At 71.5% G+C, this 24,266-nt stretch carries 21 protein-coding genes and 1 riboswitch; of the genes, 11 read left to right on the top strand and 10 right to left on the bottom strand.

The features are described 5' to 3' along the window. Positions 1 to 9 precede the first annotated feature (9 nt). Complete coding sequence (locus tag ACWD4U_RS04745) at positions 10 to 1,068, bottom strand: SIS domain-containing protein (RefSeq protein ID WP_363450039.1); 1,059 nt, start codon at positions 1,066 to 1,068, stop codon at positions 10 to 12. A 127-nt stretch (positions 1,069 to 1,195) separates the two neighbouring features. After that, the gene (locus ACWD4U_RS04740; protein ID WP_363450041.1) at positions 1,196 to 2,503 is read right to left on the bottom strand and encodes an extracellular solute-binding protein; all 1,308 of its coding nucleotides are present in this window, start codon (positions 2,501 to 2,503) and stop codon (positions 1,196 to 1,198) included. 559 nt (positions 2,504 to 3,062) lie between these two features. On the opposite strand from ACWD4U_RS04740, the gene ACWD4U_RS04735 reads away from it, so the two are divergent. The 8 genes from ACWD4U_RS04735 (at position 3,063) to ACWD4U_RS04700 (ending at position 12,130) form a co-directional block, all read left to right on the top strand. Beyond that, entirely contained in the window at positions 3,063 to 4,355 is a 1,293-nt protein-coding gene (locus ACWD4U_RS04735) for an extracellular solute-binding protein (protein ID WP_363450043.1), read from the top strand. A gap of 154 nt (positions 4,356 to 4,509) precedes the next feature. Beyond that, entirely contained in the window at positions 4,510 to 5,499 is a 990-nt protein-coding gene (locus ACWD4U_RS04730) for a carbohydrate ABC transporter permease (RefSeq protein WP_363450045.1), read from the top strand. Beyond that, entirely contained in the window at positions 5,496 to 6,416 is a 921-nt protein-coding gene (locus ACWD4U_RS04725; RefSeq protein ID WP_363450047.1) for a carbohydrate ABC transporter permease, read from the top strand. Before ACWD4U_RS04730 ends, ACWD4U_RS04725 begins: the two co-directional genes overlap by 4 nt. A 55-nt stretch (positions 6,417 to 6,471) precedes the next feature. Continuing rightward, on the top strand, positions 6,472 to 8,052 hold the full coding sequence (locus tag ACWD4U_RS04720; protein WP_449787106.1) for a glycoside hydrolase family 3 protein: 1,581 nt from the start codon (positions 6,472 to 6,474) through the stop codon (positions 8,050 to 8,052). A 171-nt stretch (positions 8,053 to 8,223) separates the two neighbouring features. Next, complete coding sequence (locus ACWD4U_RS04715) at positions 8,224 to 9,009, top strand: GntR family transcriptional regulator (RefSeq protein ID WP_363450051.1); 786 nt, start codon at positions 8,224 to 8,226, stop codon at positions 9,007 to 9,009. A 293-nt stretch (positions 9,010 to 9,302) separates the two neighbouring features. Then, a complete protein-coding gene (locus ACWD4U_RS04710) occupies positions 9,303 to 9,602 on the top strand; it encodes a DUF3311 domain-containing protein (protein ID WP_363450053.1) in 300 nt (99 codons plus the stop codon). Continuing rightward, entirely contained in the window at positions 9,599 to 11,221 is a 1,623-nt protein-coding gene (gene mctP / locus ACWD4U_RS04705; protein WP_363450055.1) for a monocarboxylate uptake permease MctP, read from the top strand. The genes ACWD4U_RS04710 and mctP overlap by 4 nt, the downstream gene beginning before the upstream one ends. Before the next feature lie 162 nt (positions 11,222 to 11,383). Beyond that, complete coding sequence (locus ACWD4U_RS04700; RefSeq protein WP_363450057.1) at positions 11,384 to 12,130, top strand: histidine phosphatase family protein; 747 nt, start codon at positions 11,384 to 11,386, stop codon at positions 12,128 to 12,130. A gap of 58 nt (positions 12,131 to 12,188) precedes the next feature. On the opposite strand, the gene ACWD4U_RS04695 is transcribed toward ACWD4U_RS04700, so the two are convergent. Further along, positions 12,189 to 13,160 carry a helix-turn-helix domain-containing protein gene (locus ACWD4U_RS04695; RefSeq protein ID WP_363450059.1) on the bottom strand — a complete coding sequence of 324 codons (972 nt, stop codon included), beginning with the start codon at positions 13,158 to 13,160 and terminating at the stop codon, positions 12,189 to 12,191. A gap of 269 nt (positions 13,161 to 13,429) precedes the next feature. On the opposite strand from ACWD4U_RS04695, the gene ACWD4U_RS04690 reads away from it, so the two are divergent. The 3 genes from ACWD4U_RS04690 to ACWD4U_RS04680 all read left to right on the top strand — a co-directional run bounded on the left by ACWD4U_RS04690 (position 13,430) and on the right by ACWD4U_RS04680 (position 17,742). Further along, on the top strand, positions 13,430 to 13,924 hold the full coding sequence (locus ACWD4U_RS04690; RefSeq protein WP_363450061.1) for a GNAT family N-acetyltransferase: 495 nt from the start codon (positions 13,430 to 13,432) through the stop codon (positions 13,922 to 13,924). A 92-nt stretch (positions 13,925 to 14,016) separates the two neighbouring features. Further along, positions 14,017 to 14,143: riboswitch (cobalamin riboswitch) on the top strand. Positions 14,144 to 14,314: 171 nt separating this feature from the next. Further along, positions 14,315 to 16,729: a ribonucleoside-diphosphate reductase subunit alpha gene (locus ACWD4U_RS04685; protein ID WP_363450063.1), complete on the top strand. Its 2,415-nt coding sequence runs from the start codon at positions 14,315 to 14,317 to the stop codon at positions 16,727 to 16,729. Continuing rightward, the gene (locus ACWD4U_RS04680) at positions 16,729 to 17,742 is read left to right on the top strand and encodes a ribonucleotide-diphosphate reductase subunit beta (protein WP_363450065.1); all 1,014 of its coding nucleotides are present in this window, start codon (positions 16,729 to 16,731) and stop codon (positions 17,740 to 17,742) included. The genes ACWD4U_RS04685 and ACWD4U_RS04680 overlap by 1 nt, the downstream gene beginning before the upstream one ends. 49 nt (positions 17,743 to 17,791) lie before the next feature. Here the strand turns inward: ACWD4U_RS04680 and ACWD4U_RS04675 are convergent, their stop codons facing one another. The 7 genes from ACWD4U_RS04675 to ACWD4U_RS04645 form a co-directional block, all read right to left on the bottom strand. Continuing rightward, positions 17,792 to 18,019, bottom strand: a complete 228-nt coding sequence (locus tag ACWD4U_RS04675; RefSeq protein WP_363450067.1) for a BTAD domain-containing putative transcriptional regulator — start codon at positions 18,017 to 18,019, stop codon at positions 17,792 to 17,794. Between the two features lie 284 nt (positions 18,020 to 18,303). After that, a complete protein-coding gene (gene def, locus ACWD4U_RS04670; RefSeq protein WP_363450069.1) occupies positions 18,304 to 18,957 on the bottom strand; it encodes a peptide deformylase in 654 nt (217 codons plus the stop codon). Positions 18,958 to 19,033: 76 nt separating this feature from the next. Beyond that, a complete protein-coding gene (locus tag ACWD4U_RS04665; RefSeq protein WP_363450071.1) occupies positions 19,034 to 20,020 on the bottom strand; it encodes a tetratricopeptide repeat protein in 987 nt (328 codons plus the stop codon). 129 nt (positions 20,021 to 20,149) lie between these two features. Further along, positions 20,150 to 21,457, bottom strand: a complete 1,308-nt coding sequence (locus ACWD4U_RS04660; protein ID WP_363450073.1) for an HD-GYP domain-containing protein — start codon at positions 21,455 to 21,457, stop codon at positions 20,150 to 20,152. After that, on the bottom strand, positions 21,454 to 22,830 hold the full coding sequence (locus ACWD4U_RS04655) for an HD-GYP domain-containing protein (protein ID WP_363450075.1): 1,377 nt from the start codon (positions 22,828 to 22,830) through the stop codon (positions 21,454 to 21,456). Before ACWD4U_RS04655 ends, ACWD4U_RS04660 begins: the two co-directional genes overlap by 4 nt. Before the next feature lie 196 nt (positions 22,831 to 23,026). After that, a complete protein-coding gene (rsrA, locus tag ACWD4U_RS04650) occupies positions 23,027 to 23,401 on the bottom strand; it encodes a mycothiol system anti-sigma-R factor (protein ID WP_363450077.1) in 375 nt (124 codons plus the stop codon). Continuing rightward, positions 23,398 to 24,111: a sigma-70 family RNA polymerase sigma factor gene (locus tag ACWD4U_RS04645; RefSeq protein ID WP_363450079.1), complete on the bottom strand. Its 714-nt coding sequence runs from the start codon at positions 24,109 to 24,111 to the stop codon at positions 23,398 to 23,400. Before ACWD4U_RS04645 ends, rsrA begins: the two co-directional genes overlap by 4 nt. Positions 24,112 to 24,266 lie beyond the last annotated feature (155 nt).

Genomic DNA, 24,266 nt, shown 5'->3' with positions numbered 1-24,266 from the left:
GTCCCGGTGTCAGTGGGTCTCGGTGACCTTGGCGAGGGCGCGCGGGGCGTCCGGGTCCTGGCCGCGGGCGATGGTGACCTCGTAGGCGAGGAGCTGCAGCGGGAGGATCTCCAGGATCGGCTGGACCTCCTCGGGGACGCCGGCCGGGAGGGCGAAGCCGGCCGAGGCGGCGTCGACCTGCTCCTGCTGGCCGATCACCACGAGGTCGGCGCCCCGGCCGCGCAGGCGGTCCAGGACCGGCTGGAGGGCCTCGCCGCCCTTGCCGTCGGGGACGATCGCGATGACCGGCGAGACGTTGTCGACCATGGCCAGCGGGCCGTGCAGCAGGTCGGCGCCGGAGAACGGGGAGGCCGGGATGTAGGTGGTCTCCATCAGCTTCAGCGCCGCCTCGCGGGCGGTCGGGTAGCCGTAGCCGCGCGAGGTGATGACCAGGCGCTGGGCGAAGCGGTAGCGCTCGGCGAGCGCCTTGACCTCGGCCTGCCGGGCCAGGATGCCGGCCGCCAGCTCCGGCAGGTGCTTCGCGGCCGCGCCGTCGCCGCCGCGCAGGCCCTCGACGAAGAGGTAGAGGGCGAGCAGTTCGGCGGTGTAGGTCTTGGTGGCGGGCAGCGCCTTCTCCGGGCCGGCCAGCACGTCGATGTGGAACTCGGAGACCTCGGCGAGCGGGGAGCCGGCGTTGTTGGTGACCGCCAGGGTGATCGCGCCGGCCTCGCGGGCGGCCTTGGTCGAGGCGACCAGGTCGGGCGAGCCGCCGGACTGGCTGACCGTGATGACCAGGCAGTCGGTGAGGTCGGGCTTGGCCCCGTACGCGGTGGTGGTGGACATCGAGGTGAGGCCGGACGGCTTGCCGAGCAGCACCTCGATCAGGTACTTGGCGTACAGCGCGGCGTTGTCGGACGTGCCGCGGGCGGTCAGCAGCACGAAGCGCGGGTTGCGGGCGGCGATCTGGGCCGCGATCTCCCGGATCTTCGGGGCGCCCTCGTCGAGGATGCGCTGCAGGACGGCCGGCTGCTCGGCCATCTCCGCCGACATGATCCTGCCGGGAACGGAAACAGTCTGCTGGTCGGACATCGGGGTGGGCCTCCGTGGAGAGTGGTTCGACCCCGCCGGGCGGCTGCCCGACGGGGACCTCTGAACGGCGGCGAGTCCGCACTCTCGCTGCTGAGCTTGTTGCTGCGCCGATCCTACCCGTGCCGGGTCAGGACGGGTTGTTGATGAGCTGGTCGATCTGCGCGTCGGCGTCCTTGGTCGCGTCGTCGACGCTCTTGCCCTTGAAGATGTCGTTGAGCATGTTGACCAGGATGTTCTGCTTCTCGATCGCGCCCCAGCCGGGGGCGAGCGGGGTGAACCAGGCGTCCGGGACGGCGTTGGCGGCCGCGGCGGTGGCCGGCTTGCTCTTCAGCGGGGTGAGCTGGGTCAGGTTGTTCGGCAGGGTGTCCTTGTCGACCAGCACCTGCTGGGACTTGGTGCTGGTGAACATCCGGATCCAGTCGGCGGCCAGCGCGGCGTTCGGCGACTTGGAGGTGACCGCGAGGTCGGAGCCGCCGATGAAGGAGGGCAGCGGCTTGCCGTTCGGGCCGGGCATGCCGGTGACCTTGAGGACGTCCTTCAGCTTGGGCTGACCGGTGATCGGCGCGGTGGCGGTGGCCGCCTCCCAGCCGTTGCCGTAGATCACGGCGGCCTTCTCGCGGCCGAGCACCTGGGCCTGGTTGAGCTCGTTGACCTTGAGGTCGCCGCTCTTGTTGTACTTCTTCACCAGGTCGACGAAGTGCTGGACGCCCTGCTGCGACTTGGGCTCGTGCAGGGTGCCGTGCCAGCGGCCGCTGGAGTCGAACTTGGCGATCGCGCCGTCGTAGGCGGCGACGTAGGACATCGCGGCGTACCAGTACGGGCCGGGCAGGTACAGCGAGGAGAAGCCGCCCGCGTTCTTGTTCTTGGCCTGCACCTTGTCGAGCGCGGTCATCAGGTCGTCCTCGGTCTGCGGGAAGTCCGCGGAGCCGGTGGCGTCCTGGAAGAGCTGCGAGTTGTAGATGCCGACCCGGGCGCCCGCGTAGTAGGGGACGCAGTACAGCTTGTCCTGGTAGGAGCAGGTGTTGACCAGACCCTTGATCCAGGCGTCCGAGTTGTCGAACGAGGTGCGGTCCACCGGCGCCAGCGAGCCGTTCAGGATGTACTTCATGGTCTCGGTGTTTCCGAGTTCGACCACGTCCGGTGCCTGGTTGGCCTTGATCGCCGCATCGAGATTGCTGATCTTGTCGGACCAGGTCTGGTACGCGAGTTTCAGCTGCACCTTCGGGTACTTCGCCGCGAACTGGTCGTTGACCTGCTGGACCAGCTCGGGCCAGTTCGTCTGGGCCTCGTTCATCAGCCACACGGTCACGGAGCCGGTCATGTTCTTCGGGTCGGCCGCGCCGGCCTCCGAGGACGACGGGCCGCCGGACCCGCACCCCGCGGCGGTGGCCGCCAGTGCGATTGTGCTGAGCGCAGCCAGAACCTGACGCTTCACGCATTCCTCCGGAATCGAGCGAGGTCTGCGCTGTGGTACAGACCAGATTCCCCGAAGCCTGGCCTAGACCATTAAGAGCGTCAACGCACGTGATGATTACAAGTCCCGCTCGTTGTCGATCCGTTGCGCGTTTCAGCCGGGCCACGTCAATACCGGCACGGGTATGCGCCTTAGGGCTTACTTAAGGTTGCCTTCAGGTCACCTTGAGTGGTCATGCCCCCCACCCCGGCCGTGGGCGATTCGCCCCGCCATATCCGGATCCGCCCCCGGGTTGGTCCAGTCCAACACGGCCGAGTCAAGCGTTGATAACGGGTTGTGCAGACGCTCTTTGGACTCTTGACGCTCGTCATTGGTCCATGCCAATCTCCAGGCGTTGGTCTAAACCAATGGTCTACTCCACCACACGGATTCGGCAGCCGGCACCGGCAGTTCGCACCCGTGTCATCCGGTGACGTTCCCCCCACAGGCACGACGAAGCTCCAGGGCGCACAGCCCGGCAGCCCGGTGCCCTACCTTGCTCATCCCTCTGGAGGATGGTTTGAACCGCAAGATCGCAGCCGTGGCCGCTATCGCCACCGTGCTCGTCGCCTCGGCGTGCTCCTCGTCCGGTTCCTCGGGCGACTCGAAGCAGGCCACGCTGAGCAAGGACGGCAAGGGCAAGAAGATCACCGTCTGGCTGATGGACGACGCCCAGAAGGGCTGGCCGACCGTGGTCGACGCCGCGAAGGCGGAGTTCAAGGCGCAGACCGGCGCCGACGTCGACATCCAGTGGCAGACCTGGACCAACTACACCACCAAGCTCGACACCGCGCTGCTCTCCGGCAACGCCCCCGACGCGCTGGAGCTCGGCAACACCCAGGCCGCGAAGTACATCGAGGCGGGCTCCTTCGTCGACCTGACCTCGGTCAAGAGCCAGTTCGACAACTCGGACAAGTGGCTGGACTCGCTGGCCGCCTCCGGCCAGTCGGCCGACGGCTCCAAGACCTACGCCGTCCCGTACTACGCCGGTGCCCGCGTCCTGATCTACCGCAAGGACCTGTTCGACGCGGCCGGCGTCACCACCGCGCCGACCACCCTGGACGAGCTGAAGGCCGCCCTGACCAAGGTCAAGGCCGCCAACGCCTCGGTGCCGAACTTCTCCGCCCTGTACATGCCGGGCCAGAACTGGTACTCCGCGGTCTCCTTCGGCGCCGGCTCGTTCGGTGTCAAGGGCGTCATCGCCAAGAAGGACGGCGACAAGTGGTCCGGCAACCTGACCGACCCGAAGTTCATCGACGGCATCAAGACCTGGAACGACCTGCAGAAGAACTTCTCGGTCGGCGGCACCACCACCGATGAGGCCACCCAGGACGCCCTGATGGCGAAGGGCAACATCGCCGCCATCATCGGCAACGGCTGGGAGGTCGGCTCGGTCGCCGACCCGAAGACCGGCGACCCGGCGCTGAAGGACAAGCTCGCCACCATCGCCCTCCCGGGCGCGGCGGCCGGCTCCACCACCCCGGCGTTCCTCGGCGGCTCCGACCTGGCCGTCCCGTCCAAGGCCGCCAACGCGGGCCTGGGCGCGACCTTCCTGCAGATCTACACCAACACCAAGCAGCAGACCGAGCTCGCGAAGTTCGCGATCCCGAACGCCAAGAACCTCGTCGCCGCCTACAAGGCCGCCGCTCCGGCGAACAAGGCGACCGGTGACGCGGCCGAGGGTGCCACCTGGTTCATCCCGAACTCGCCGCTGTGGTCCGGCGCCGACGAGACCGCGCTGAAGAACGCCTTCGGTGCGATCGCCGCCGGTGGCGACCCGGCCGCCGAGCTCAAGAAGGCCCAGGACACCCTCGTCAAGGACCTGAACGGCTGAGACCGCTGACGCGCAGTCGGCTCGGGGGCCCGCACGGCTCCCGGGCGACTGCCAGCACTGAGCGCTGAGAAAGGGGTGGGCAGTCCGCACTGTGCGCGGACTGCCCACCCGTGCGCCAGGACCGACCAGAACCGCGGGCCCGGGAAGGACCCTGATGAGTGTGACCACCGACGAGACCGTGATCCGGTCCGAGTCTTCCGGGCCTGCCCCGGCGGAGAAGCCGCAGCGGCGCGGGTTCTTCGCGGCCGGCCAGTACATCCCCTACGCCCTGCTGCTGCCCGCCATCATCGCGCTGGTGGGCGTTCTGGCGTACCCGGTGTACAGCCTGTTCGACCTGTCGTTCAAGAACGTCAACCGGTACGCGTACCTGGCCAACCCCTCGCTGTCGAAGTACATCGGCTTCGACGGGTACACCAAGATCTTCAAGGACGGCCAGTTCTGGGAGGTGATCCTCCGCTCGATCTACTTCACCGCCGAGCTGGTGATCCTCTCGATGGTGCTGGGCATGCTGATCGCCCTGCTGCTGAACCGGGTCTCCAACTGGGTCAAGGTCACCGTCATCACGGTGCTGATGTTCGTCTGGGCGATCCCCGCGCTGGTCACCGGCCAGGTGTTCCGCTGGCTGTTCTCCTCCAACGGCGGCGTGGTCGACTACGTGCTGTCGCTGATCACCGGCGACGACAGCTGGAAGCACTACGACTGGTTCGCCGACCCGACGGTCGGCCTGTACGTGGTCGGCGCCGCGGTGATCATCTGGGGCGCGCTGCCGTTCCTGGTGCTCGGCCTGAACGCCGCCCTCACCCAGGTGCCGAAGGAGCTGATGGAGGCCGCCAAGCTGGACGGCGCCACCGCCCTGCAGGCCTTCCGGCACGTCACCATCCCGGTGGTCCGGCCCTTCCTGATGATCAGCGCCGCACTGAGCTTCATCTGGGACTTCCAGGTCTTCGCGCAGATCTTCTCGCTGCGCAACACCTCCCCCGAGCCCGAGTACTGGACCATCGGCACCTACCTGTACCAGAAGGGCATCGTCGCCTCGAAGTACAGCGACAGCTCGGTGATCTCGCTCGTGATGATCGTCATGATGCTGGCGGTGCTCGTCTTCTACATCCGCCAGATGCTCAAGATCGGAGCCAACGAACGATGAGCGCGGACACCATGGCGGCCAAGCCCGTCCCGACGCCCGGCCCCGAGCGCGCCAAGCCGAAGACCGGCAAGGTCCGCAAGACCGGCGAGAACCGGGTGATGACCTGGGTGTGGAATTCCATCGGCCTGGCGATCGCCGTGGTGATGGGCTTCCCGATCTACTGGATGGTCATCACCACCTTCAAGACCAACAAGGACCTGATCGCCCAGGACCCCACGTTCTGGCCGAGCGCGTTCTCGTTCGACAGCTACCAGACCATCTTCAACGACACCGAGTTCCTGCCCTCGCTGCAGAACACCGTGCTGATCACCCTCGGCTCGGTGGTGCTCGGCCTGGTCGTCGGCTTCCTCGCCGCCGTCGCGGTCGCCCGGTTCAACTTCCGCGGCCGGAACTTCTTCATCATCACCATGCTGGTGGTCCAGATGGTGCCGCTGCTGGCGATCATCGTCCCGCTGTTCGTGGTGATGAACGGCGCCAACCTGACCGGCACCGTGCTCGGCGTGATCCTGGCCTACCTGGTCTTCACCGTCCCGTACGTGATCTGGACGCTGCGCTCGTTCATCGTCAACATCCCGGCCGAGCTGGACGAGGCCGCGATGGTGGACGGCTGCACCCAGTGGGGCGCGTTCTTCCGCGTCGTGCTGCCGCTGACCCTGCCCGGCCTGATCACCACCGGCGTGTACAGCTGGATCCAGGCCTGGAACGAGTTCATCGTCGCCAACACGCTGCTCTCCACCGGCGGCCAGCGCACCTCGATGGGCTGGCTGACCTTCTACGCCACCACCCCCACCCGCGGCGCCGACTACGGCGCGCAGATGGCCGGCGGTCTGCTGGTCTCGCTGCCCGTGATCATCCTGTTCGTGTTCTTCCAGAAGAAGGTGTCGGCGGGTCTCACCGCCGGTGCGGTCAAGGGCTGAGCCCTTTCCCCACCCCCACCGCACTTCAGCACACCCCACCCCCAGGGAAGGAACCATGGCGATGCCCGGTACGGAAAGCGCCGAACTCCTGCGCGACGCCGGAACGGTCCTGCAGCCCGGCTTCGCCGGTCTGACCGCACCCGAGTGGCTGCGTCGCAGACTGGGCGACGGCGAGCTCGGCGGGGTCGCCCTGTTCGGCCGCAACATCCGCACCCCGCAGCAGGTCGCCGAGCTCACCTCCGAGCTGTACGCGCTCAACGGAGACCTGCTGATCGCCACCGACGAGGAGGGCGGCGACGTCACCCGCCTCGAGGTGACCAGCGGCTCCTCCTACCCGGGCAACCTGGCGCTCGGTGAGGTCGACGACACCGACCTCACCGAGCGGGTGGCCCGCTCCATCGGCTTCGACCTCTCCAGCGTCGGCGTGAACCTCAACTACGCCCCCGACGCGGACGTCAACTCCAACCCGGACAACCCGGTCATCGGCGTCCGGTCCTTCGGCGGCGACGGCGACCTGGCCGCCCGCCACACCGCGGCGTACGTCCGCGGCCTGCAGTCCGCGGGCGTCGCGGCCTGCGCCAAGCACTTCCCCGGCCACGGCGACACCGCCGGCGACTCGCACCTGGGCCTGCCCAGGATCGACCTGGCGCCCGACCAGTTCGCCGAGCACCTGCTGCCGTTCCGCGCCGCCATCACGGCCGGCGTGAAGAGCATCATGACCGCGCACATCCTGTTCGGCGCCTACGACGCCCAGCTGCCGGCCACCATGTCGCAGCGGATCCTCACCGGCCTGCTGCGCGAGGAGCTCGGCTTCGACGGGCTGATCGTCACCGACGGCATCGAGATGGGCGCCATCTCCGGCACCCACGGCGTGGCGGCCGGCTCGGTGCGGGCCGTCGCGGCCGGCGCCGACACCATCTGCGTCGGCGGCGGCCTGCACGACGAGGCCGCCTTCGTCTACCTGCGCGACGCCCTGGTCTGGGCGGTCCGCGAGGGCCGGCTCTCCGCCGACCGGCTGCACGAGGCCGCCGAGCGCAACCGGACGGTGGCCCGCTGGTCCGCCGGGGTGCGGCAGTCGCTGATCGGCCAGACCGGCGAGGTCGGCGTCGGCCTGACCGCCGCCCGCCGGGCGCTGCGGGTCACCGGCGAGCTGCGCCCGCTCGGCGGCGTCCCGCACGTGGTCGAGTTCTCCGCCGGCGCGAACATCGCGGCCGGCGACGAGACCCCGTGGGGCGTGGCCTCGCCGCTGGCCGAGCTGGTCCCCGGCACCACCTCGACCCGGGTCTCCCCGCCCGCCACCGTGACCGAGGGCTCCGGCCTGCTGCACGTCGCGGTCGCCGCCGAGGACGCCGTGATCGACACCGACCCGCTGCTCGGCGCCGCGATCGGCCGCCCGCTGGTGCTGGTCGTCCGCGACGTCCACCGGCACGGCTGGATGCGCCGGGCCGCCCTCGCGCTGGTCGAGGCCCGGCCGGACGCGGTGGTCGTCGAGCTCGGCACCGCGCACGGCGTGGCCGAGCTGTTCGCCGCCCGCGGCGTCACCACGCTCGCCACCTACGGCGGATCGCGGGTCTGCTCGATCGCCGCGGCGGAGGCGCTGGCCGGCCTGTCGGTCGGCGCGGCCAAGGCGGTCTGAACGACCTCCGCGGGCCCGGAGCGGACGGTTCACCCCCCGCTGCGGGCCCGCTGCGTTCGCGGATTTGCCCGAGGGAGCTCACGCTCGCTCGCCCGCGCGTGCAACCATGTGCTGTTACATAGGATTTAGGGGCCTGTTAAGGGGCCACCGCAGCGAGGAGTGAGAGCGGCCATGAGTGGCGACAGGGATACGGCGGCGCTCGCCGAGGGCTCCACGGTGCCGGCGCAGTCGGGCCCCGCGACCGCCACCGCCCGGGTGCCGAAGTACTACGGGCTGAAGCGGCACCTGCTGCAGCTGACCGAGACCCAGCCGGCCGGCACCCCGGTGCCGCCGGAGCGGGCGCTGGCGGCCCAGTTCGACACCTCGCGCACCACCGTCCGGCAGGCGCTGCAGGAGCTGGTCGTCGAGGGCCGGCTGGAGCGGATCCAGGGCAAGGGCACCTTCGTGGCCAAGCCGAAGGTCGCGCAGGCGCTGCAGCTGACCTCGTACACCGAGGACATGCGCGCCCAGGGCCTGGAGCCGACCTCCCGGCTGGTGGAGGTCGCGTACATCAGCGCCGACGACCGGCTCGCCCCGCTGCTGGACATCAAGCCCGGCGGCCGGGTGCTACGGATCGAGCGGCTGCGCCTGGCCAACGGCGACCCGATGGCGATCGAGGTGGCGCACCTGTCCGCGAAGCGCTTCCCCGCGCTGCGGCGCAACCTGGCCAAGCACAACTCGCTGTACACCGCGCTGCGCGAGGTCTACGGCGTGGTGGTGGCGGAGGCCGAGGAGACCATCGAGACCACCCTGGCCAACCCGCGCGAGGCCGGCCTGCTCGGCTCCGACCTGGGCCTGCCGATGCTGCAGCTGTCCCGGCACTCCTTCGACGCGGACGGCGCGCCGGTGGAGTGGGTGCGCTCGATCTACCGCGGCGACCGGTACAAGTTCATCACCAGGCTGCAGCGACCCGAATAAGTCGTCGGCCGGCCCGGTGGACACAGCATCACCAGGCTGCAGCGACCCGAATAAGTCGTCGGCCGGCCCGGTGGACACAGCATCACCAGGCTCCAGCGACCCGAATAGCATCACGCGCCTGCGGCGACCGGAGTAGTCGGACGTCCACGTGTTGACAGGGTAGTGACACGCGTCACGTGCTTGCCCTACCCTCACGTGGACCTTTCGATCACCGAGGGTGCTGCTCGGCGGGCGTACAGCGATGTGCGCTGCGGCGCCAGTGAGGTGACTCCTCGTCATCCCGGAGCCGCTCCATGTCGTCTGAACTGCCAGCCGCGGGCGCCCTGCCCGCGGTGTCCCCCGCCAGGGTGCTGGCGGGGTTGAGCCTGCTGGTGCCGATCGTCGCGATGCTGTGGGTGCCGTCGTACACCAAGACCGCGCCCGAGCTCGGCGGGATCCCGTTCTTCTACTGGTACCAGCTGCTGTGGGTGCCGGTGTCGGCGGTGTTCACCGGCGCCGCCTACCTGCTGATCCGCCGGGACGAGGCGGCCCGCCGGGCCGCCTCCACGGCGTTCGCGCTGCCCGCCCAGTCCGAGGGCGGTGAACTGTCGTGAAGCACGTCGACTGGACCGCGCTGACGGTCTTCCTGCTGTTCTTCGCGGTGGTCACCGTGATGGGCTTCCTGGCCTCCCGCTGGCGCCGCGCGGACGACGCGCAGCACCTGCACGAGTGGGGCCTGGGCGGGCGCAGCTTCGGCACCTGGATCACCTGGTTCCTGCTCGGCGGCGACCTGTACACCGCGTACACGTTCATCGCGGTGCCGGCCGCGATCTACGCCACCGGCGCGGCGGGCTTCTTCGCGGTGCCGTACACGATCATCGCGTACCCGCTGGTGTTCCTGTTCCTGCCGCGGCTGTGGTCGGTCTCCCGGGTGCACGGCTACGTGACCCCGGCGGACTTCGTGCGCGGCCGGTACGGCTCGCGCGGGCTGTCGTTGGCGGTGGCGCTGACCGGCATCCTGGCCACCATGCCGTACGTGGCGCTGCAGCTGGTCGGCATCCAGGCGGTGCTGGACACGCTGGGCGTCGGCGGCAGCGGCAACTGGTTCATGAAGGACCTGCCGCTGTTCCTGGCGTTCGGCGTGCTGGCCGCGTACACGTACTCCTCGGGGCTGCGGGCGCCGGCGCTGATCGCCTTCGTCAAGGACACCCTGATCTACGTGGTGATCATCGTGGCGGTGATCTACCTGCCGATGAAGCTGGGCGGCTACGGGCACATCTTCGACACCGCGGCGCAGAAGTTCTCGACGGTCAACCCGGACACCGGCAAGCCGATCGGGTCGCTGGTGGTCGGACCGGCCGGGCAGTGGACGTACGCGACGCTGGCGTTCGGCTCGGCGCTGGCGCTGTTCATGTACCCGCACTCGGTGACCGGCGTGCTGGCGTCGAAGTCCCGCAACACGGTGCGCCGGAACATGGCGATCATGCCGGCGTACTCGCTGATGCTGGGCCTGCTGGCGCTGCTGGGCTTCATGGCGATCGCGGCGGGCGTGGGCAAGGGCGTCAAGGGCTACAACGCGCAGCTGGCGGTGCCGCAGCTGTTCGCGGACATGTTCCCGAGCTGGTTCACCGGCGTGGCGTTCGCGGCGATCGGGATCGGCGCGCTGGTGCCGGCCGCGATCATGTCGATCGCGGCGGCGAACCTGTTCACCCGCAACGTCTACAAGGACTTCCTGAAGCCGGACGCCACCGCGGCGGACGAGACCCGGGTGGCGAAGATCGCCTCGCTGCTGGTGAAGGTCGGCGCGCTGGCCTTCGTGCTGGTGATGGACAAGCAGGCGGCGATCAACCTGCAGTTGCTGGGCGGCCTGTGGATCCTGCAGACCGCGGTGTCGCTGGTGGCGGGCCTGTTCACCCGGTGGTTCCACCGCTGGGCGCTGCTGGCGGGCTGGGCGGTCGGCATGGTCTACGGAACCTGGGTGGCGTACGGGATCTCCTCCAAGGCCACCAAGCACTTCGGCGGCAACAGCTCGCAGATCCCGGTGATCGGGAAGATCGGCTACATCGGCCTGACCGCGTTCGTGCTGAACCTGGCGGTGGCGGTGGTCCTGACGCTCCTCCTGCGGGCCCTGAAGGCCCCGGAGGGCGCCGACGAGACCTCCCCGGCCGACTACTCCGCCGAGGCGGGCGACGAGTCCGTGGAGCGTGCCCCGCAGCCCGTGGTGGCGCACTGACGCGCCGGGGGCGCGCATAGCCGCGCCCGTGCGCCCCGTGATCGCGCCGTTGCCTCAGCCGAGACTGGGGTGACGGCGCGATCATCTGTTATGACGAGCCGTCCAACGGAGAGACCGGGAGAGACAACCTACGACCACCGCACCGACCACGGGGAGCCACGCATGACCGACCTCACCACGGTACGCAACGGGCATCGCAGCCAGCCGGACGGCCGGCCGCGGCTGCCCTCGGTGCTGATCGCCACCCGGCACGGCGAGTCGACGGCCAACGTGGAGTTCCGGCACGCCGACGCCACCGGCGCGCTGTCCGTCCCGATCACCTCCCGGGACGCCGACATCCCGCTGTCGCTGCGCGGCCAGGCCCAGGCCCACGACCTGGGCCGCTGGTGGGCCGACCTGCCGCCCGCCGACCGCCCCCGCTCGCTGTGGTGCTCGCCGTACCTGCGCACCGCCGAGACCGCCAGAATCGCGCTCGCCCAGGCCTCCGGCATGGGCGCCGTCCCGGTCGGCCTGCCGGTGCGCTACGACGAGCGGCTGCGCGACCGCGAACTCGGGGTGCTGGAGATGCTCACCAAGGCCGCGATCGAGCGTGACCACCCCGCGGAGGCCGAGCGCCGCCGCCGGATGGGCGAGCTGTACTACCGCCCGCCGGGCGGCGAGTCCTGGCTGGACGTGGCGCTGCGGGTGCGCTCGCTGCTGCGCGACCTGGCCGAGGAGGAGGCCGGTCGGCCGGTGCTGGTGGTGGCGCACGACTGCACGGTGCTGATGATGCGCCACGTGCTGGACCGGCTCGGCGAGGAGCAGCTGCTGGCCCTCGACCCGGTCGCCAACTGCTCGACCAGCGTCTGGCGGGCCCGCGACGGGCGGCTGCGCCCGCAGTCCTGGAACCAGACCGGCCACCTGTCCTGACGCGCCGTCAGGGCCGCGGGAGGGCCCCGGGACGGCGTGCGGGCCGTCGGGGCGGGGCTCAGGCCGCCGGGCTCACGGCCGGCCGGGGGTGGCCGAAGGCCCGCCGGTAGGCCTGCGGGGTGGTGCCGAGCCGGCGGCCGAAGTGGTGGCGCAGGGTGGCGGCGTTGCCGAAGCCGCAGCGCGCGGCGACGGCGTCCACGCTCTCGTCGGTGGACTCCAGCAGCCGCTGGGCGAACAGCACCCGCTGCCCGATCAGCCAGCGGTGCGGGGTGGTGCCGGTCTCCTGCTGGAAGCGGCGGGCGAAGGTGCGCGGCGACATGTGGGCGAGCTGGGCGAGCCGCTCGACGCTGGTCTCCTCCTCCAGGTGGCGGCGCATCCACTCCAGCACCCCGCCGAGGGAGTCGCCCTCGCCCTCCGGCAGCGGGCGGTTGATGAACTGGGCCTGCCCGCCGTCCCGGTGCGGGGCGACCACCATCCGGCGGGCGATGCCGCGGGCCACCTCGGCGCCCTGCACCTTGCGCACCAGGTGCAGGCAGGCGTCGATGCCGGCCGCGGTGCCCGCCGAGGTGATCACGGGGTCGTCGTCGACGTACAGCACGTCCGGTTCGACGGTGGTCAGCGGGAAGCGCTCGGCCATCAGGTCCGCATACCGCCAGTGGGTGGTGGAGCGCCGGCCGTCGAGCAGGCCGGCCGCGCCGAGCAGGAAGCTGCCGGAGCAGATCGACAGCAGGTGCGCGCCGCGGGCCAGCGCGGCGCGCAGCGCCTCGCACAGCTCCTCGGGGTAGTGGTCGCGGATGCCGGTGGCGGTGGCGATCACCAGGTCGGCCTCGGCGATCCGCTCGGGGCCGTGCGGCACGTCGATGCTGAACCCGGCGTGCGTGCGCATCGGGCCGGGGCGGTCGCCGACCAGCGCGAAGTCGTAGACCGGCAGGCCCTCCTCGCTCCGGTCCAGGCCGAACACCTCGCAGGCCACGCCCAGTTCGAAGGGGTGGACCTCCTCCAGCACGATCACCGCGACGTTGCTCAGCATGGGTCCAGGATGGCAGTGGCAGGATTTCGAGGCAAGCAGGCTTTCCTGCCACTCGTACGCGGTGCGCCCGGAGCGGAGAGTGGACCCATGACCACCGCGCTCGCCCTGCTGGGCCTCCTCGGCAGTTTCGGACTCCTCGGCGTCCTGGTCGGCCGCGACCTGGACCGGACCACCAGGCACGGCCGGGACAACCGCCACCGCCCCACCGGCTATCCCGTCGACCCGGACCTCGCCGACCCGCGCCGGATCCGCTCCGGCACACTGTCCGAATGCAGCCCCCGATCATCCGCCGCGCCCTCGCCGAGGACCTCGAAGGCGCCGGCGCGGTCAGCGTCGAGGCCTTCGTCGGCGACGGCCACACCCGCTCCGATTCCCCGTACGTCCACCTGCTGAGGGACGCCGCGCGCCGCGACCGGGAGGCCGAACTCCTGGTCGCGGTCGACGCGTCGGGGCAGGTCCTCGGCTGTGTGACCTTCGCCGCCGGCGGCACCGAGTGGGCGGACATCGCCGAGCCGCACGAGGGCGAGATCCGGATGCTGGCGGTCGGCGCGGCGGCCCGCGGCCGCGGCGTCGGCCGGGCCCTGGTGGCCGCCGCGATGGAGCGCAGCCGGGAGCTGGGCCTGGCCGGAATGGCGTTCTCCACCCGGCCCGCGATGACCGCCGCGCACCGGATCTACGAGGCGCTGGGCTTCGTCCGCACCCCCGCCCGGGACTGGCAGCCGATGCCCGGCCTTCAGCTGATGGTCTACACGATCCGGTTCTGACGGGCGCTTCGCATCCGTCCTGTTGTCTACGCGCGGACGGGCCGACACGACACGCGCTACTACATCTGGTGCTTCCAGCTCCAGCCGCCACTACATGTATGCTCACTCTCGCTGTCAACGCAGGGGAACCCGGTGCGAGTCCGGGACTGCCCCGCAACGGTGAGCGGGCTGCAGCGACGCCCGCGCAGTCCGAGGACCTGCCGACGGTGTGCGACACGGCATCCCCGCAGACGCCATGCAGCACTGCTTTGCCGTCCGGTCTCGCGGGCGGGCCGGGGGTGGGTCTTTCGCGCGCCGTTACGCGTTTTCGGCGTGCCGTCCTCCCCTGCCGCACGCGCGGATCCGGACAACCGTGCCACGTCCGACCGCCGCCACAGGAGAGAGTGCGCCTTGACCGTCGCCGCCTCAGTCACCCTGCCGTCCCAGGGTTCCGCCGACACCTTCACCGATCCCGGTGCGGCGCTGCTTCGGCTGCTCACCGACCGCAGCACCGATCTCCCCCAGGTGGACCCCGGCCACGTCGCCGCCGCCGCACTGCGCGGCCGCCATGCCGGCTCGGACTTCGCCGAGCTGCGCGGGCTGGCCGTGGAGGCCGCCGCGTCGATGATCGCCGAGGACCCCCAGTACTCGAAGCTGGCCGCCCGCCTGCTCGCCCTGGAGATCCGTGACGAGGCCCGCACCCAGGGCGTCACCGCGTTCTCCGACTCGGTCGCCGTCGGCCACGCCGAGGGCCTGATCGGCGACGCCACCGCCGCCTACGTCGCCGAGCACGCCGCGCTCTTCGACGCGCTGATCGACCCTCAGGGCGACGACCGCTTCGAGTACTTCGGCCTGCGCACCGTCCAGTCCCGCTACCTGCTGCGCCACCCGATCACCCGCAAGGTGGTCGAGACCCCGCAGCACTTCCTGCTCCGCGTGGCGGCGGGCCTCGCGGTCGGCACCGACGAGCGCTCGGTGCACGAGGTGGCCGAGCTGTACCGGCTGATGAGCCGGCTGGAGTACCTGACGTCCTCCCCGACGCTGTTCAACTCCGGCACCCGGCACCCGCAGATGTCCTCCTGCTACCTGCTGGACTCGCCGCTGGACAACCTGGACTCGATCTACAACCGCTACGCGCAGATCGCCCGGCTGTCCAAGCACGCCGGCGGCATCGGCCTGTCCTACTCCCGGATCCGCTCCCGCGGCTCGCTGATCCGCGGCACCAACGGGCAGTCCAACGGCATCGTGCCGTTCCTGCGCACCCTGGACTCCTCCGTGGCGGCGGTCAACCAGGGCGGCCGGCGCAAGGGCGCGGCCTGCGTCTACCTGGAGACCTGGCACGCCGACATCGAGGAGTTCCTGGAGCTGCGCGACAACACCGGCGAGGAGGCGCGGCGCACCCACAACCTGAACCTGGCGCACTGGATCCCGGACGAGTTCATGCGCCGGGTGAACGCCAACCAGGACTGGTCGCTGTTCTCCCCCGCCGACGTGCCCGAGCTGGTCGACCTGTGGGGCGCCGACTTCGACGAGGCGTACCGCAAGGCCGAGCTGGCCGGCAAGGCCGTGCGCACCATCCCCGCGCAGACCCTGTACGCCCGGATGATGCGCACCCTGGCGCAGACCGGCAACGGCTGGATGACCTTCAAGGACGCCTCCAACCGGGCCGCCAACCAGACCGCGCTGCCGGGCCGCGTGGTGCACTCCTCGAACCTGTGCACCGAGATCCTGGAGGTCACCGACGACTCCGAGACCGCGGTCTGCAACCTCGGCTCGGTCAACCTGGGCGCGCACGTCGCCCCGGGCGCCTCGGTCGACGACCTCACGAGCGCGATGGACTGGGAGCGCCTGGACGCCACCGTCCGCACCGCGGTGACCTTCCTCGACCGCGTGATCGACATCAACTTCTACCCGACCACCGAGGCCGGGGCGTCCAACTCCCGCTGGCGCCCGGTGGGCCTGGGCGTGATGGGCCTGCAGGACGTCTTCTTCAAGCTGCGGATCGACTTCGACTCCGCCGAGGCGAAGACCCTCTCCACCCTGATCGCCGAGCGCATCATGCTCACCGCCTACGAGCGCTCCGCCGACCTGGCCGAGCAGTTCGGCCGGCACGAGGCGTACGAGGAGACCCGCGCCGCCCGCGGCCAGCTGCACATCGACCACTTCGGTGCGGCCGCCCCGCAGTGGACCGAGCGCTGGGACGCGCTGCGCGCCCGGATCGCCGCCGTCGGCCTGCGCAACTCGCTGCTGCTCGCCATCGCGCCGACCGCGACCATCGCCTCGATCGCCGGCGTCTACGAGTGCATCGAGCCGCAGGTCTCCAACCTGTTCAAGCGCGAGACGCTGTCCGGCGAGTTCCTCCAGGTCAACCCGTACCTGGTGCGCGAGCTGAAGGACCTCGGCGTCTGGGACCAGCAGACCCGGGACGCGCTGCGCGACGCCAACGGCTCCATCCAGGAGTTCAACTGGCTGCCGCAGGAGGTCCGTTCGCTCTACCGCACGGCGTGGGAGCTGCCCCAGCGCGCGCTGATCGACCTGGCCGCCGCCCGCCAGCCGTACATCGACCAGAGCCAGTCGCTGAACCTGTTCATGGCGGCGCCGACCATCGGCAAGCTCTCCTCGATGTACTCCTACGCCTGGAAGGTCGGTCTCAAGACCACCTACTACCTGCGCTCCCGCCCCGCGACCCGGATCGCCCAGGCCGCCTCCGGAGCCGCCCGCGCCGCCGCCCCCGTGCCGGTGGCCGCCCCGACCCTCAGCCAGGAGGAGCAGGACGCCATCGCCTGCTCCCTGGAGAACCCCGAGTCCTGCGAGGCCTGCCAGTAATGTCCGACGACACGAAGATGCTGCTCGACCCGGGCTTCGAACTGACGCTCCGTCCGATGCGCTACCCGTCGTTCTACGACCGGTACCGGGACGCGATCAAGAACACCTGGACCGTCGAGGAGGTGGACCTGCACTCGGACGTGGCCGACCTGGCCAAGCTCTCCGAGGGCGAGCGCCACCTGATCGGCCGCCTGGTGGCCTTCTTCGCCACCGGCGACTCGATCGTCGCCAACAACGTGGTGCTGAGCCTCTACAAGCACATCAACTCCCCCGAGGCCCGGCTCTACCTGTCCCGGCAGCTGTTCGAGGAGGCCGTGCACGTCCAGTTCTACCTGACGCTGCTGGACACCTACCTGCCCGACCCCGAGGACCGCAACGCGGCCTTCGCCGCGGTGGAGAACATCCCCTCCATCCACCAGAAGGCCCAGTTCTGCTTCAAGTACATGAACGCGGTCGACCACCTCGACTCGCTGCAGACCAAGGAGGACCGCCGCGCGTTCCTCCTCAACCTGATCTGCTTCGCCGCCTGCGTCGAGGGCCTGTTCTTCTACGGCGCCTTCGCGTACGTGTACTGGTTCCGCAGCCGCGGCCTGCTGCACGGCCTGGCGACCGGCACCAACTGGGTGTTCCGCGACGAGTCGATGCACATGGACTTCGCCATGTCGGTGGTCGACACCGTCCGCGAGGAGGAGCCCGACCTCTTCGACGACGAGATGGCCAAGCAGGTCACCGAGATGCTGGAGGAGGCCGTCGAGGCCGAGCTCCAGTTCGCCCGCGACCTGTGCGGCGACGGCCTGGCCGGCATGAACACCGAGTCGATGCGCCAGTACCTGGAGGCCGTCGCCGACCAGCGCCTGGCCCGCCTCGGCCTGCCGATCCGCTACGGCTCCACCAACCCGTTCGGGTTCATGGAGCTGCAGAACGTCCAGGAGCTGACCAACTTCTTCGAGCGCCGGGTCTCCGCGTACCAGGTCGCCGTCGAGGGCTCGGTCTCCTTCGACGACGACTTCTGAGCCGACCGCAGCACGCACCGGGGGTGCGGGGCACCGCCCCGCACCCCCGTCAGCGTTCCAACTCCCGGTCGCCGGCCAGGATCCCGGCCTGCAGCTCGGTGACCGCCCGGCTCGGGTCCAGGCCCTGCTCCTCGCGGAGCAGGTCGCGCAGCTCGGCGTGGACCGCCGGCGCCTCCGCCTGCCGGCCGCAGCGGAACAGCGCCCCGAGCCGTTCGAACCCGGCCGCGCCGAACTGCGGGTCCGTTCCCAGGATTCGGTCGATCTCGACATGGAGCAACGTTCACCTCGTGGCAGCGTCGGTACGGTCGGGGGTGCGGGTACGGCGGGTACCAGGCGCGCTCGTGCTGGGCGTCGCTGGTGATGGCGGCCGCCTCGGCGGGCACCTGGATCTTCGGCAGTTCCACGGTCTGGGACGGCATCGGCGTCTCCTTCCTCCGAACCAACAAGGTGGGCCCGAATCCATGCAGCCCCGGTGTTGTCCCGGTGTGGCGGCGGTCTCGGCGGCCCGGGAACGCGAAAGGGGCCGGCGCCGCCGAAGCGGCACCGGCCCCTGACCTGCCGTCAGTCGTTGGCGACGGTCGCGTACTTCGGGGTGCCGTCGGCCATCTGGCGCAGGGCGTCCTTGCGGTCGCGCTTGGAGAGCCGGTCGATGTACAGGTAGCCGTACAGGTGGTCGGTCTCGTGCTGCAGGCAGCGGGCGAAGAAGCCGGTGCCCTCGACCCGGATCGGGTTGCCGTCCTTGTCCTGGCCGGTGACGGCCGCGAAGTCGGGGCGGGCCAGGTCCATGTACGCGCCGGGGACGGACAGGCAGCCCTCCGGCGAGTCGTCCAGGGTGCGGCGGCCGGCCGGGAGCTCCTCCAGCACGGGGTTGACCACGTGGCCGATGTGGCGCACGCCCTGGTCGTCGGGGCAGTCGTAGACGAAGACCTTCAGGTCGACGCCGACCTGGTTGGCGGCCAGGCCCACGCCCTCGGCGGCGTACATCGACTGGAACATGTCGTCGACCAGCGCGGAGAGCTCGGCGTCGAACGCGGTCACCGTCTTCACCTCGCGGTGCAGCACCGGGTTGCCGACCACGGTGATCGGGCGGGCGGCGCCCTTGCTCAGGTCGGGCTCCTCGCCGACCACCTTCAGCTCCCGGGGCTCCTCGTGCTCGTGCTCGTGGTGGTCGTGCCCGTGGTGGTCGTGGTGGTCGTGGTCGTGCTGCTCGGCCATCGCTGCTTTCCGCTCCGTCTGGATCTACCGGGATGCCTGATCTACCGGGATGTCGAGGTCCAGCCTACGGGGCGGCTCAACACACTTCTTCGAGATCGCGGTAGGCGCGGGTGGCCGGGGAGGCCGCCGCCCAGCGGTCCAGCAGGGCGCGCACCAGCCCGGTCGGCGCGGCGATCCCGCACTCCCGCTCGACCAGCCAGGACCCGCCGGCCGCGCCCTGGCTGAGGTGGCTGAGGTGGCCGGGGTGCAGCGGGTCGCCGTCGTCGTGCGGGTCGTGGTGCGCGGTGTACCCGTCGTCGATCGCCATCCGGCTCTCCGAGCAGGCCCGGCACAGCAGCCGCACCGAGGAGGTCCAGTCCTCGGCGGCGTACCCGGCGTCGGCGACCACCCGCTCCAGCGCGTCCCGGTCGGCGGCGGTCGCGGCCTGCAGCAGCACCACCCAGGTCGGCACGGGGGACGGCGCCCACAGTTCGATCTCGTCGAAGACCGGGTAGGCGACGCCGTCGGCCACCCGCTCGCCGTGCGGGGCGCCGTCGTGCAGCACCACCTCGCCCCAGCGGCGGCCGGAGGACGGCAGCGGGATGGACAGCACCTCGATCCGCGCCGGGTCGAGCCGCCGCCCCCACACCACCTCGGACTCGCCGTCCGGGGAGAGCCGCACGGGGGTGGTGCCCAGGTCCAGCTCGATCGGCCCGTCCGCCGGGCCCGCCCCGCCCGGCAGCCGCAGCCCGTACGCCTGCCAGGCGCGGCGGGCCAGCGGCCAGTCCTGCAGGGCGGTGGCGGTGATGCCGAGGTTCCACCAGTCCGGGGCGCCGTGCTGGCGGTCGAGCAGCGCGACGGCACGCAGCCCGGCGCTGCGGGCCTGCTCCCAGTCGCGGCGGAACTTGTGCAGCAGGGCCAGGTTGAACCAGGAGTCGGACAGCCACGGCTCCAGGTCCGCGGCCATCACCAGCAGCGCCCCGGCGTCCTCGTACCGGCCGTCGCCGATCAGCGTGAAGGCCCGGTCGGTGGTCTGCCGCCAGGTCGCCGACGGACGGTGCCGTGCGCGGTGGAAGATCCTCACGTTGGTCCCTTGCCGTCGGTCGTCACCGGGTCGCCCCGCCTCCGGGTCTTCCCGCCACGACCGCATCCAACCACGCCGACCTTGCGGTGCGCGCCCCGCGCGTCCATTCAGGCAGCGCGGGCCCGCCGGTCAGAGCGGGCGGCGGCGGTGGCGCCGCGCGCCGAGCCGGGCGAGCGCGTCCAGCACCGCCGGGTCGTAGCCGCCGGCGTCCAGCCGCAGGTGGTCCAGCGGGTCGAGGCCGCCGCCGCGGGGGCGGTCGGCGGCGGCGGTGCGCAGGTCGTCGTGGGCGTTGGCGACCCGGATGATCCGGGCGGCCAGCGGCAGCGTCGCGTCCGGACGGCCGTCCGGCAGCCGGCACGGGTCGGCGAGCCGGGCGACCTGCTGCCACACCTGCCGGGGCACCCCGGTGCGCTGGATCACCTCGCTGCCGAGCCGGGCGATCCGCTGCTGCTCGGCGTCGGGCAGCAGCGCGGTCGCCCCGCCGGGCACCGGCTCGACCAGCGACAGCTGGCCGATGTCGTGCATCAGCGCGGCGTACTCCAGCTGCGCCAACTCCCGGCTGCCGAGGCCGAGTTCGCGGCCCAGCGCGCAGGCCGTGTCGGCCACCCGGCGGGCGTGTCCGGGGGTGGTGTAGCCGGCGATCTCGGTGGCCCGGGCGAGCGTCTCGATGGTCTGCCCGGCGGTGGCCCGGACCGCCGCGGCCCGCCGGAACGAGGTCTGGGCGAGCAGCAGCGGCACGCAGAACACCGGCAGCGCCCACAGCCCGGCCTCCCCGGCGAGCAGGGCCAGCAGCAGTCCGGTGGCGACCACCGCCGAGCCGATGCCGAGCAGCGCGTGCAGCTGGTCGTCGAGCGCCGCGGCGAACCGCAGCCCGGTCCGGACCCGCTGCTGCACGGCGGCCAGCACCGCGTCGCCGAGCGCGGCCAGGGCGGCGACCGCGGCCAGCAGCGCCCCGTACGCCGGCCCGGGCAGCCGGTCGGTGACGCCCGCGTTGTACAGCGGTTGGAACAGCAGCGCCGCGAACGAGACGGTGACCAGCCGGCGCGCGGCGGCGTCCAGCGCCGGATCGAACGGCGCGGGCGGGATCCGCCGGGCGGCGGTGAGCGCGGCCCGGCCGGCCAGTTGCAGCACCAGCCGGGCGGCGGTGCCGAGCGCGGTCACCGCGGAGACCTGCAGCACCCCGTGCGTGGTGGGCAGCCCGTGCAGCGGGCCGAGCAGCGCGTACGCCAGCGCGACGGCGGTGGCCACCGGCGCGGGTTCCCGGTCGCCGGGGAGGGCGGGGCCGGCGCTCTGCCCGAGCGTGATCAGACCGGTGAACGCCAGCGCCACGGCCGGCTGGACGAACCCGTCGGCCAGCAGGTGCAGCAGCGCGGCCGCGCACAGCAGGGCGGCCGCGCCGTGCACCAGGTCGGCCGCACCGGGACGGCGGAGCCTCATGCCGCCCCGCTGGTCGGCAGGGTCCGGCCGCTCTGCTGCGGCAGCCGGGCGGGTTCGGGGACGCCGAGCGGGATGTCCGGGACCTCGCCGTCCCAGCCGCCGGGCGGGGCGGGTTCGGGCTGCCAGCCGTGCTCGGCGACCGCGGAGACCAGGGCGCCGACCATCACCGGGTCGAACTGGCTGCCCGCGCAGCGCTCCAGCTCGGCGACGGCCTCCGGGACGGGCCGGCCGCGCCGGTAGGAACGGGTGGAGGTCATCGAGTCGAAGGCGTCGGCGACCGAGATGATCCGGGCGAACTCGGGGATCCGGTCCCCGGCCAGCCCGTGCGGGTAGCCGCGGCCGTCCATCCGCTCGTGGTGGTGCAGGATGCCGTCCCGGCCCTCGCCGAGGAAGTCCAGCTGGCGCACCAGCTCGTGCCCGAACACCGGGTGCACCTCGACCGCCCGCCGCTCCGCCTCGGTGAGCGGCCCGTTGCGGCGCAGCAGTTCGGTGGCGACGGCGAGCTTGCCGACGTCGTGCAGCGTCCCGGCGAAGTGCAGGGTGCGCACCCGGTCCTCGGCCAGGCCGAGCTGACGGGCGATCAGCACCGAGGCCCGGCCGACCCGTTCGCTGTGCCCGCGGGTGTACGCGTCCTTGATCTCCACCGCCTGCACCAGCGCCTGCACGGTCGCCCGGTGCGCGGTGCGCTCGCGGTGGCCCTGCGCGGACAGCCAGGCGGCGATGGTCAGCGGCAGCAGTCCGAGCACCGCGGCGAACGCTCCGTACGGGCCCTGCCAGAGCACCGCGATCATCAGCCCGCCGGCGCCGTGCAGCAGCGCGGCGGGCGCCGCCCCGCGCACCGCGCGCAGCGCCGCACCCGTCCGGCGGCCGCAGGTCAGGCGCCGCATCCCGGCCACCAGCACGCCGTTGACCAGGCAGAACGCCAGTACCGCGGCGAGTGCGCCGAGCGCCGCCGCGGGGAACCGGGTGCCCAGCAGCAGCCGGGCCCCGCCGAGCAGGCGGAACACCTCGGCGGCGGCGGCCGAGGCCAGCGCCAGCTGGGCGGCGTTCCAGGCCCGGCGCAGCGTGCGCGGCTCGGGAGCCGGGCCGAGCAGCGCCCCGGGCAGGGCGACCAGCGCGGCGGCGGCGGGCGGAAGCATCAGCACCCCGGCGAACAGCACCGGGAAGAAGCCGCCGCCGTCCGACTCGGCGGCCGGCTCGACCGGCGGCCGGCCTCGCAGCCGCCGCCACAGCCGGGCGCACGGGGTGGGAGCGCCGTGCGCCAGCGACTCCAGGCAGAGGTGCAGCAGCGCCAGCAGCCCGATCCGGGGCCAGTCGAACTCGGGTCCGGCGGCGGCCAGCGGCAGCAGCACGGCCACCGCGGCCAGCAGCACCGCGACCAGGTAGCCGACCGCCCGCCCCGGTAGCGCGGTGCGCTCGCGTTCGCTGGCGATCTCGGCCTCCCCCGCCCGTACCGGGCCCTCCGACGTGAGGACTCGTCAGAGAATAGGGCCCGGCCGTGCGGCTGCGGCGCACGATCGCGGATAGCCGCAGCCGGAGCAGTGCCAGCTCACCCGATCGAGTGAGCGCTCACTCCGCGGCTGCAACCGCCGTGCCGTGTCCGGCCGCCCCCTCGACCGTCATCTCGACGGCCACCGCGCGCGCCACGGACACCTCGACCACCGACTCGCCGCCCTCCGCGGAGCGCTGGGCCGAGCGGATCGAGTCGATCCGCGCCAGCACCTTCGACCGCAGATCGGTCGGCGTGTCGTCGCAGCCGCAGGACCGCTTGATCAGCGCCTTGATCGCCTGTTCGAGGCCGTACTTCTCCAGGCACGGCGAGCACTCGTCGAAGTGCACCCGCAGCTTGGCGCAGTCGCCCTCGGGCATCTCGTTGTCGAGGAATTCGTAGAGGTGGTCCAGCACCTCTCCGCACTCGGTCTCGTGCGGCTCGCCGCAGCTCATGAGCCCGCGCCCTTCGCTTCCTGCCCTGCACCGGTACCGGCCGGAACCAGCCCTCGCTCGCGGGCGTAGTCCTCCAGCATGCCGCGCAGCTGGCGGCGGCCACGGTGCAGTCGGGACATCACCGTACCGATGGGTGTACCCATGATGTCCGCGATCTCCTTGTACGCAAAGCCCTCGACGTCCGCGAGATAGACGGCGATCCGGAATTCCTCCGGGATCGCCTGCAGGGCGTCCTTCACGTCGCTGTCCGGCAGGTGGTCGAGCGCCTGCGCCTCGGCCGAGCGCAGCCCGGTCGACATGTGCGACTCGGCGCGCGCCAGCTGCCAGTCCTCGATCTCCTCGGCCGCGGTGCGCTGGGGTTCGCGCTGCTTCTTGCGGTACGAGTTGATGAACGTGTTGGTGAGGATGCGGTACAGCCACGCCTTGAGGTTGGTGCCCTCGCGGAACTGGTGGAAGGACGCGTACGCCTTGGCGAACGCCTCCTGGAGCAGGTCCTCCGCATCGGCCGGGTTGCGCGTCATGCGCAGCGCCGCCGAGTACATCTGGTCCAGGTAGCCCAGCGCGTCGCGCTCGAAGCGCTCGCGCCTGGCCTCCTCGCTCTCGTTCTCGGACACCCGGAAGGTGTCCTCGCCGATCGCCTCGGCCAGTTCGTCGCCGGTGAGCTGCTCGCCCTCCGGACGGCCCTGGTCGGTGCCTGAAGCACCCGACACGGCCGCGTCATCGGTCCCGACGACCGGACCCACCTCCTCGATCACTCGGGTACGGCCCGACTTGGGCCGACCCGGAAGCGAGGATATCGGGCTGACCGGCTTGTCGCCCGCGACAACCCACTCCGACCAGTCCGGGACGAGTGACGTGGCCGTCG

The sequence above is a fragment of the Kitasatospora sp. NPDC002522 genome, assembly GCF_053595195.1.
Note: the sequence above shows the minus strand (reverse complement) of the source record. Positions and strands in the feature narration are given on the sequence as shown.

Coding starts and splice junctions, on each gene's coding strand:
- ACWD4U_RS04680 (WP_363450065.1), top strand. CDS start 16,729: ATGTCCGACGACACGAAGATGCTGCTCGACCCGGGCTTCGAACTGACG.
- ACWD4U_RS04745 (WP_363450039.1), bottom strand. CDS start 1,068: ATGTCCGACCAGCAGACTGTTTCCGTTCCCGGCAGGATCATGTCGGCG.
- ACWD4U_RS04690 (WP_363450061.1), top strand. CDS start 13,430: ATGCAGCCCCCGATCATCCGCCGCGCCCTCGCCGAGGACCTCGAAGGC.
- ACWD4U_RS04725 (WP_363450047.1), top strand. CDS start 5,496: ATGAGCGCGGACACCATGGCGGCCAAGCCCGTCCCGACGCCCGGCCCC.
- ACWD4U_RS04720 (WP_449787106.1), top strand. CDS start 6,472: ATGGCGATGCCCGGTACGGAAAGCGCCGAACTCCTGCGCGACGCCGGA.
- ACWD4U_RS04730 (WP_363450045.1), top strand. CDS start 4,510: ATGAGTGTGACCACCGACGAGACCGTGATCCGGTCCGAGTCTTCCGGG.
- ACWD4U_RS04710 (WP_363450053.1), top strand. CDS start 9,303: ATGTCGTCTGAACTGCCAGCCGCGGGCGCCCTGCCCGCGGTGTCCCCC.
- ACWD4U_RS04695 (WP_363450059.1), bottom strand. CDS start 13,160: ATGCTGAGCAACGTCGCGGTGATCGTGCTGGAGGAGGTCCACCCCTTC.
- ACWD4U_RS04700 (WP_363450057.1), top strand. CDS start 11,384: ATGACCGACCTCACCACGGTACGCAACGGGCATCGCAGCCAGCCGGAC.
- def (WP_363450069.1), bottom strand. CDS start 18,957: ATGGCCGAGCAGCACGACCACGACCACCACGACCACCACGGGCACGAC.
- ACWD4U_RS04715 (WP_363450051.1), top strand. CDS start 8,224: ATGAGTGGCGACAGGGATACGGCGGCGCTCGCCGAGGGCTCCACGGTG.
- ACWD4U_RS04660 (WP_363450073.1), bottom strand. CDS start 21,457: ATGAGGCTCCGCCGTCCCGGTGCGGCCGACCTGGTGCACGGCGCGGCC.
- rsrA (WP_363450077.1), bottom strand. CDS start 23,401: ATGAGCTGCGGCGAGCCGCACGAGACCGAGTGCGGAGAGGTGCTGGAC.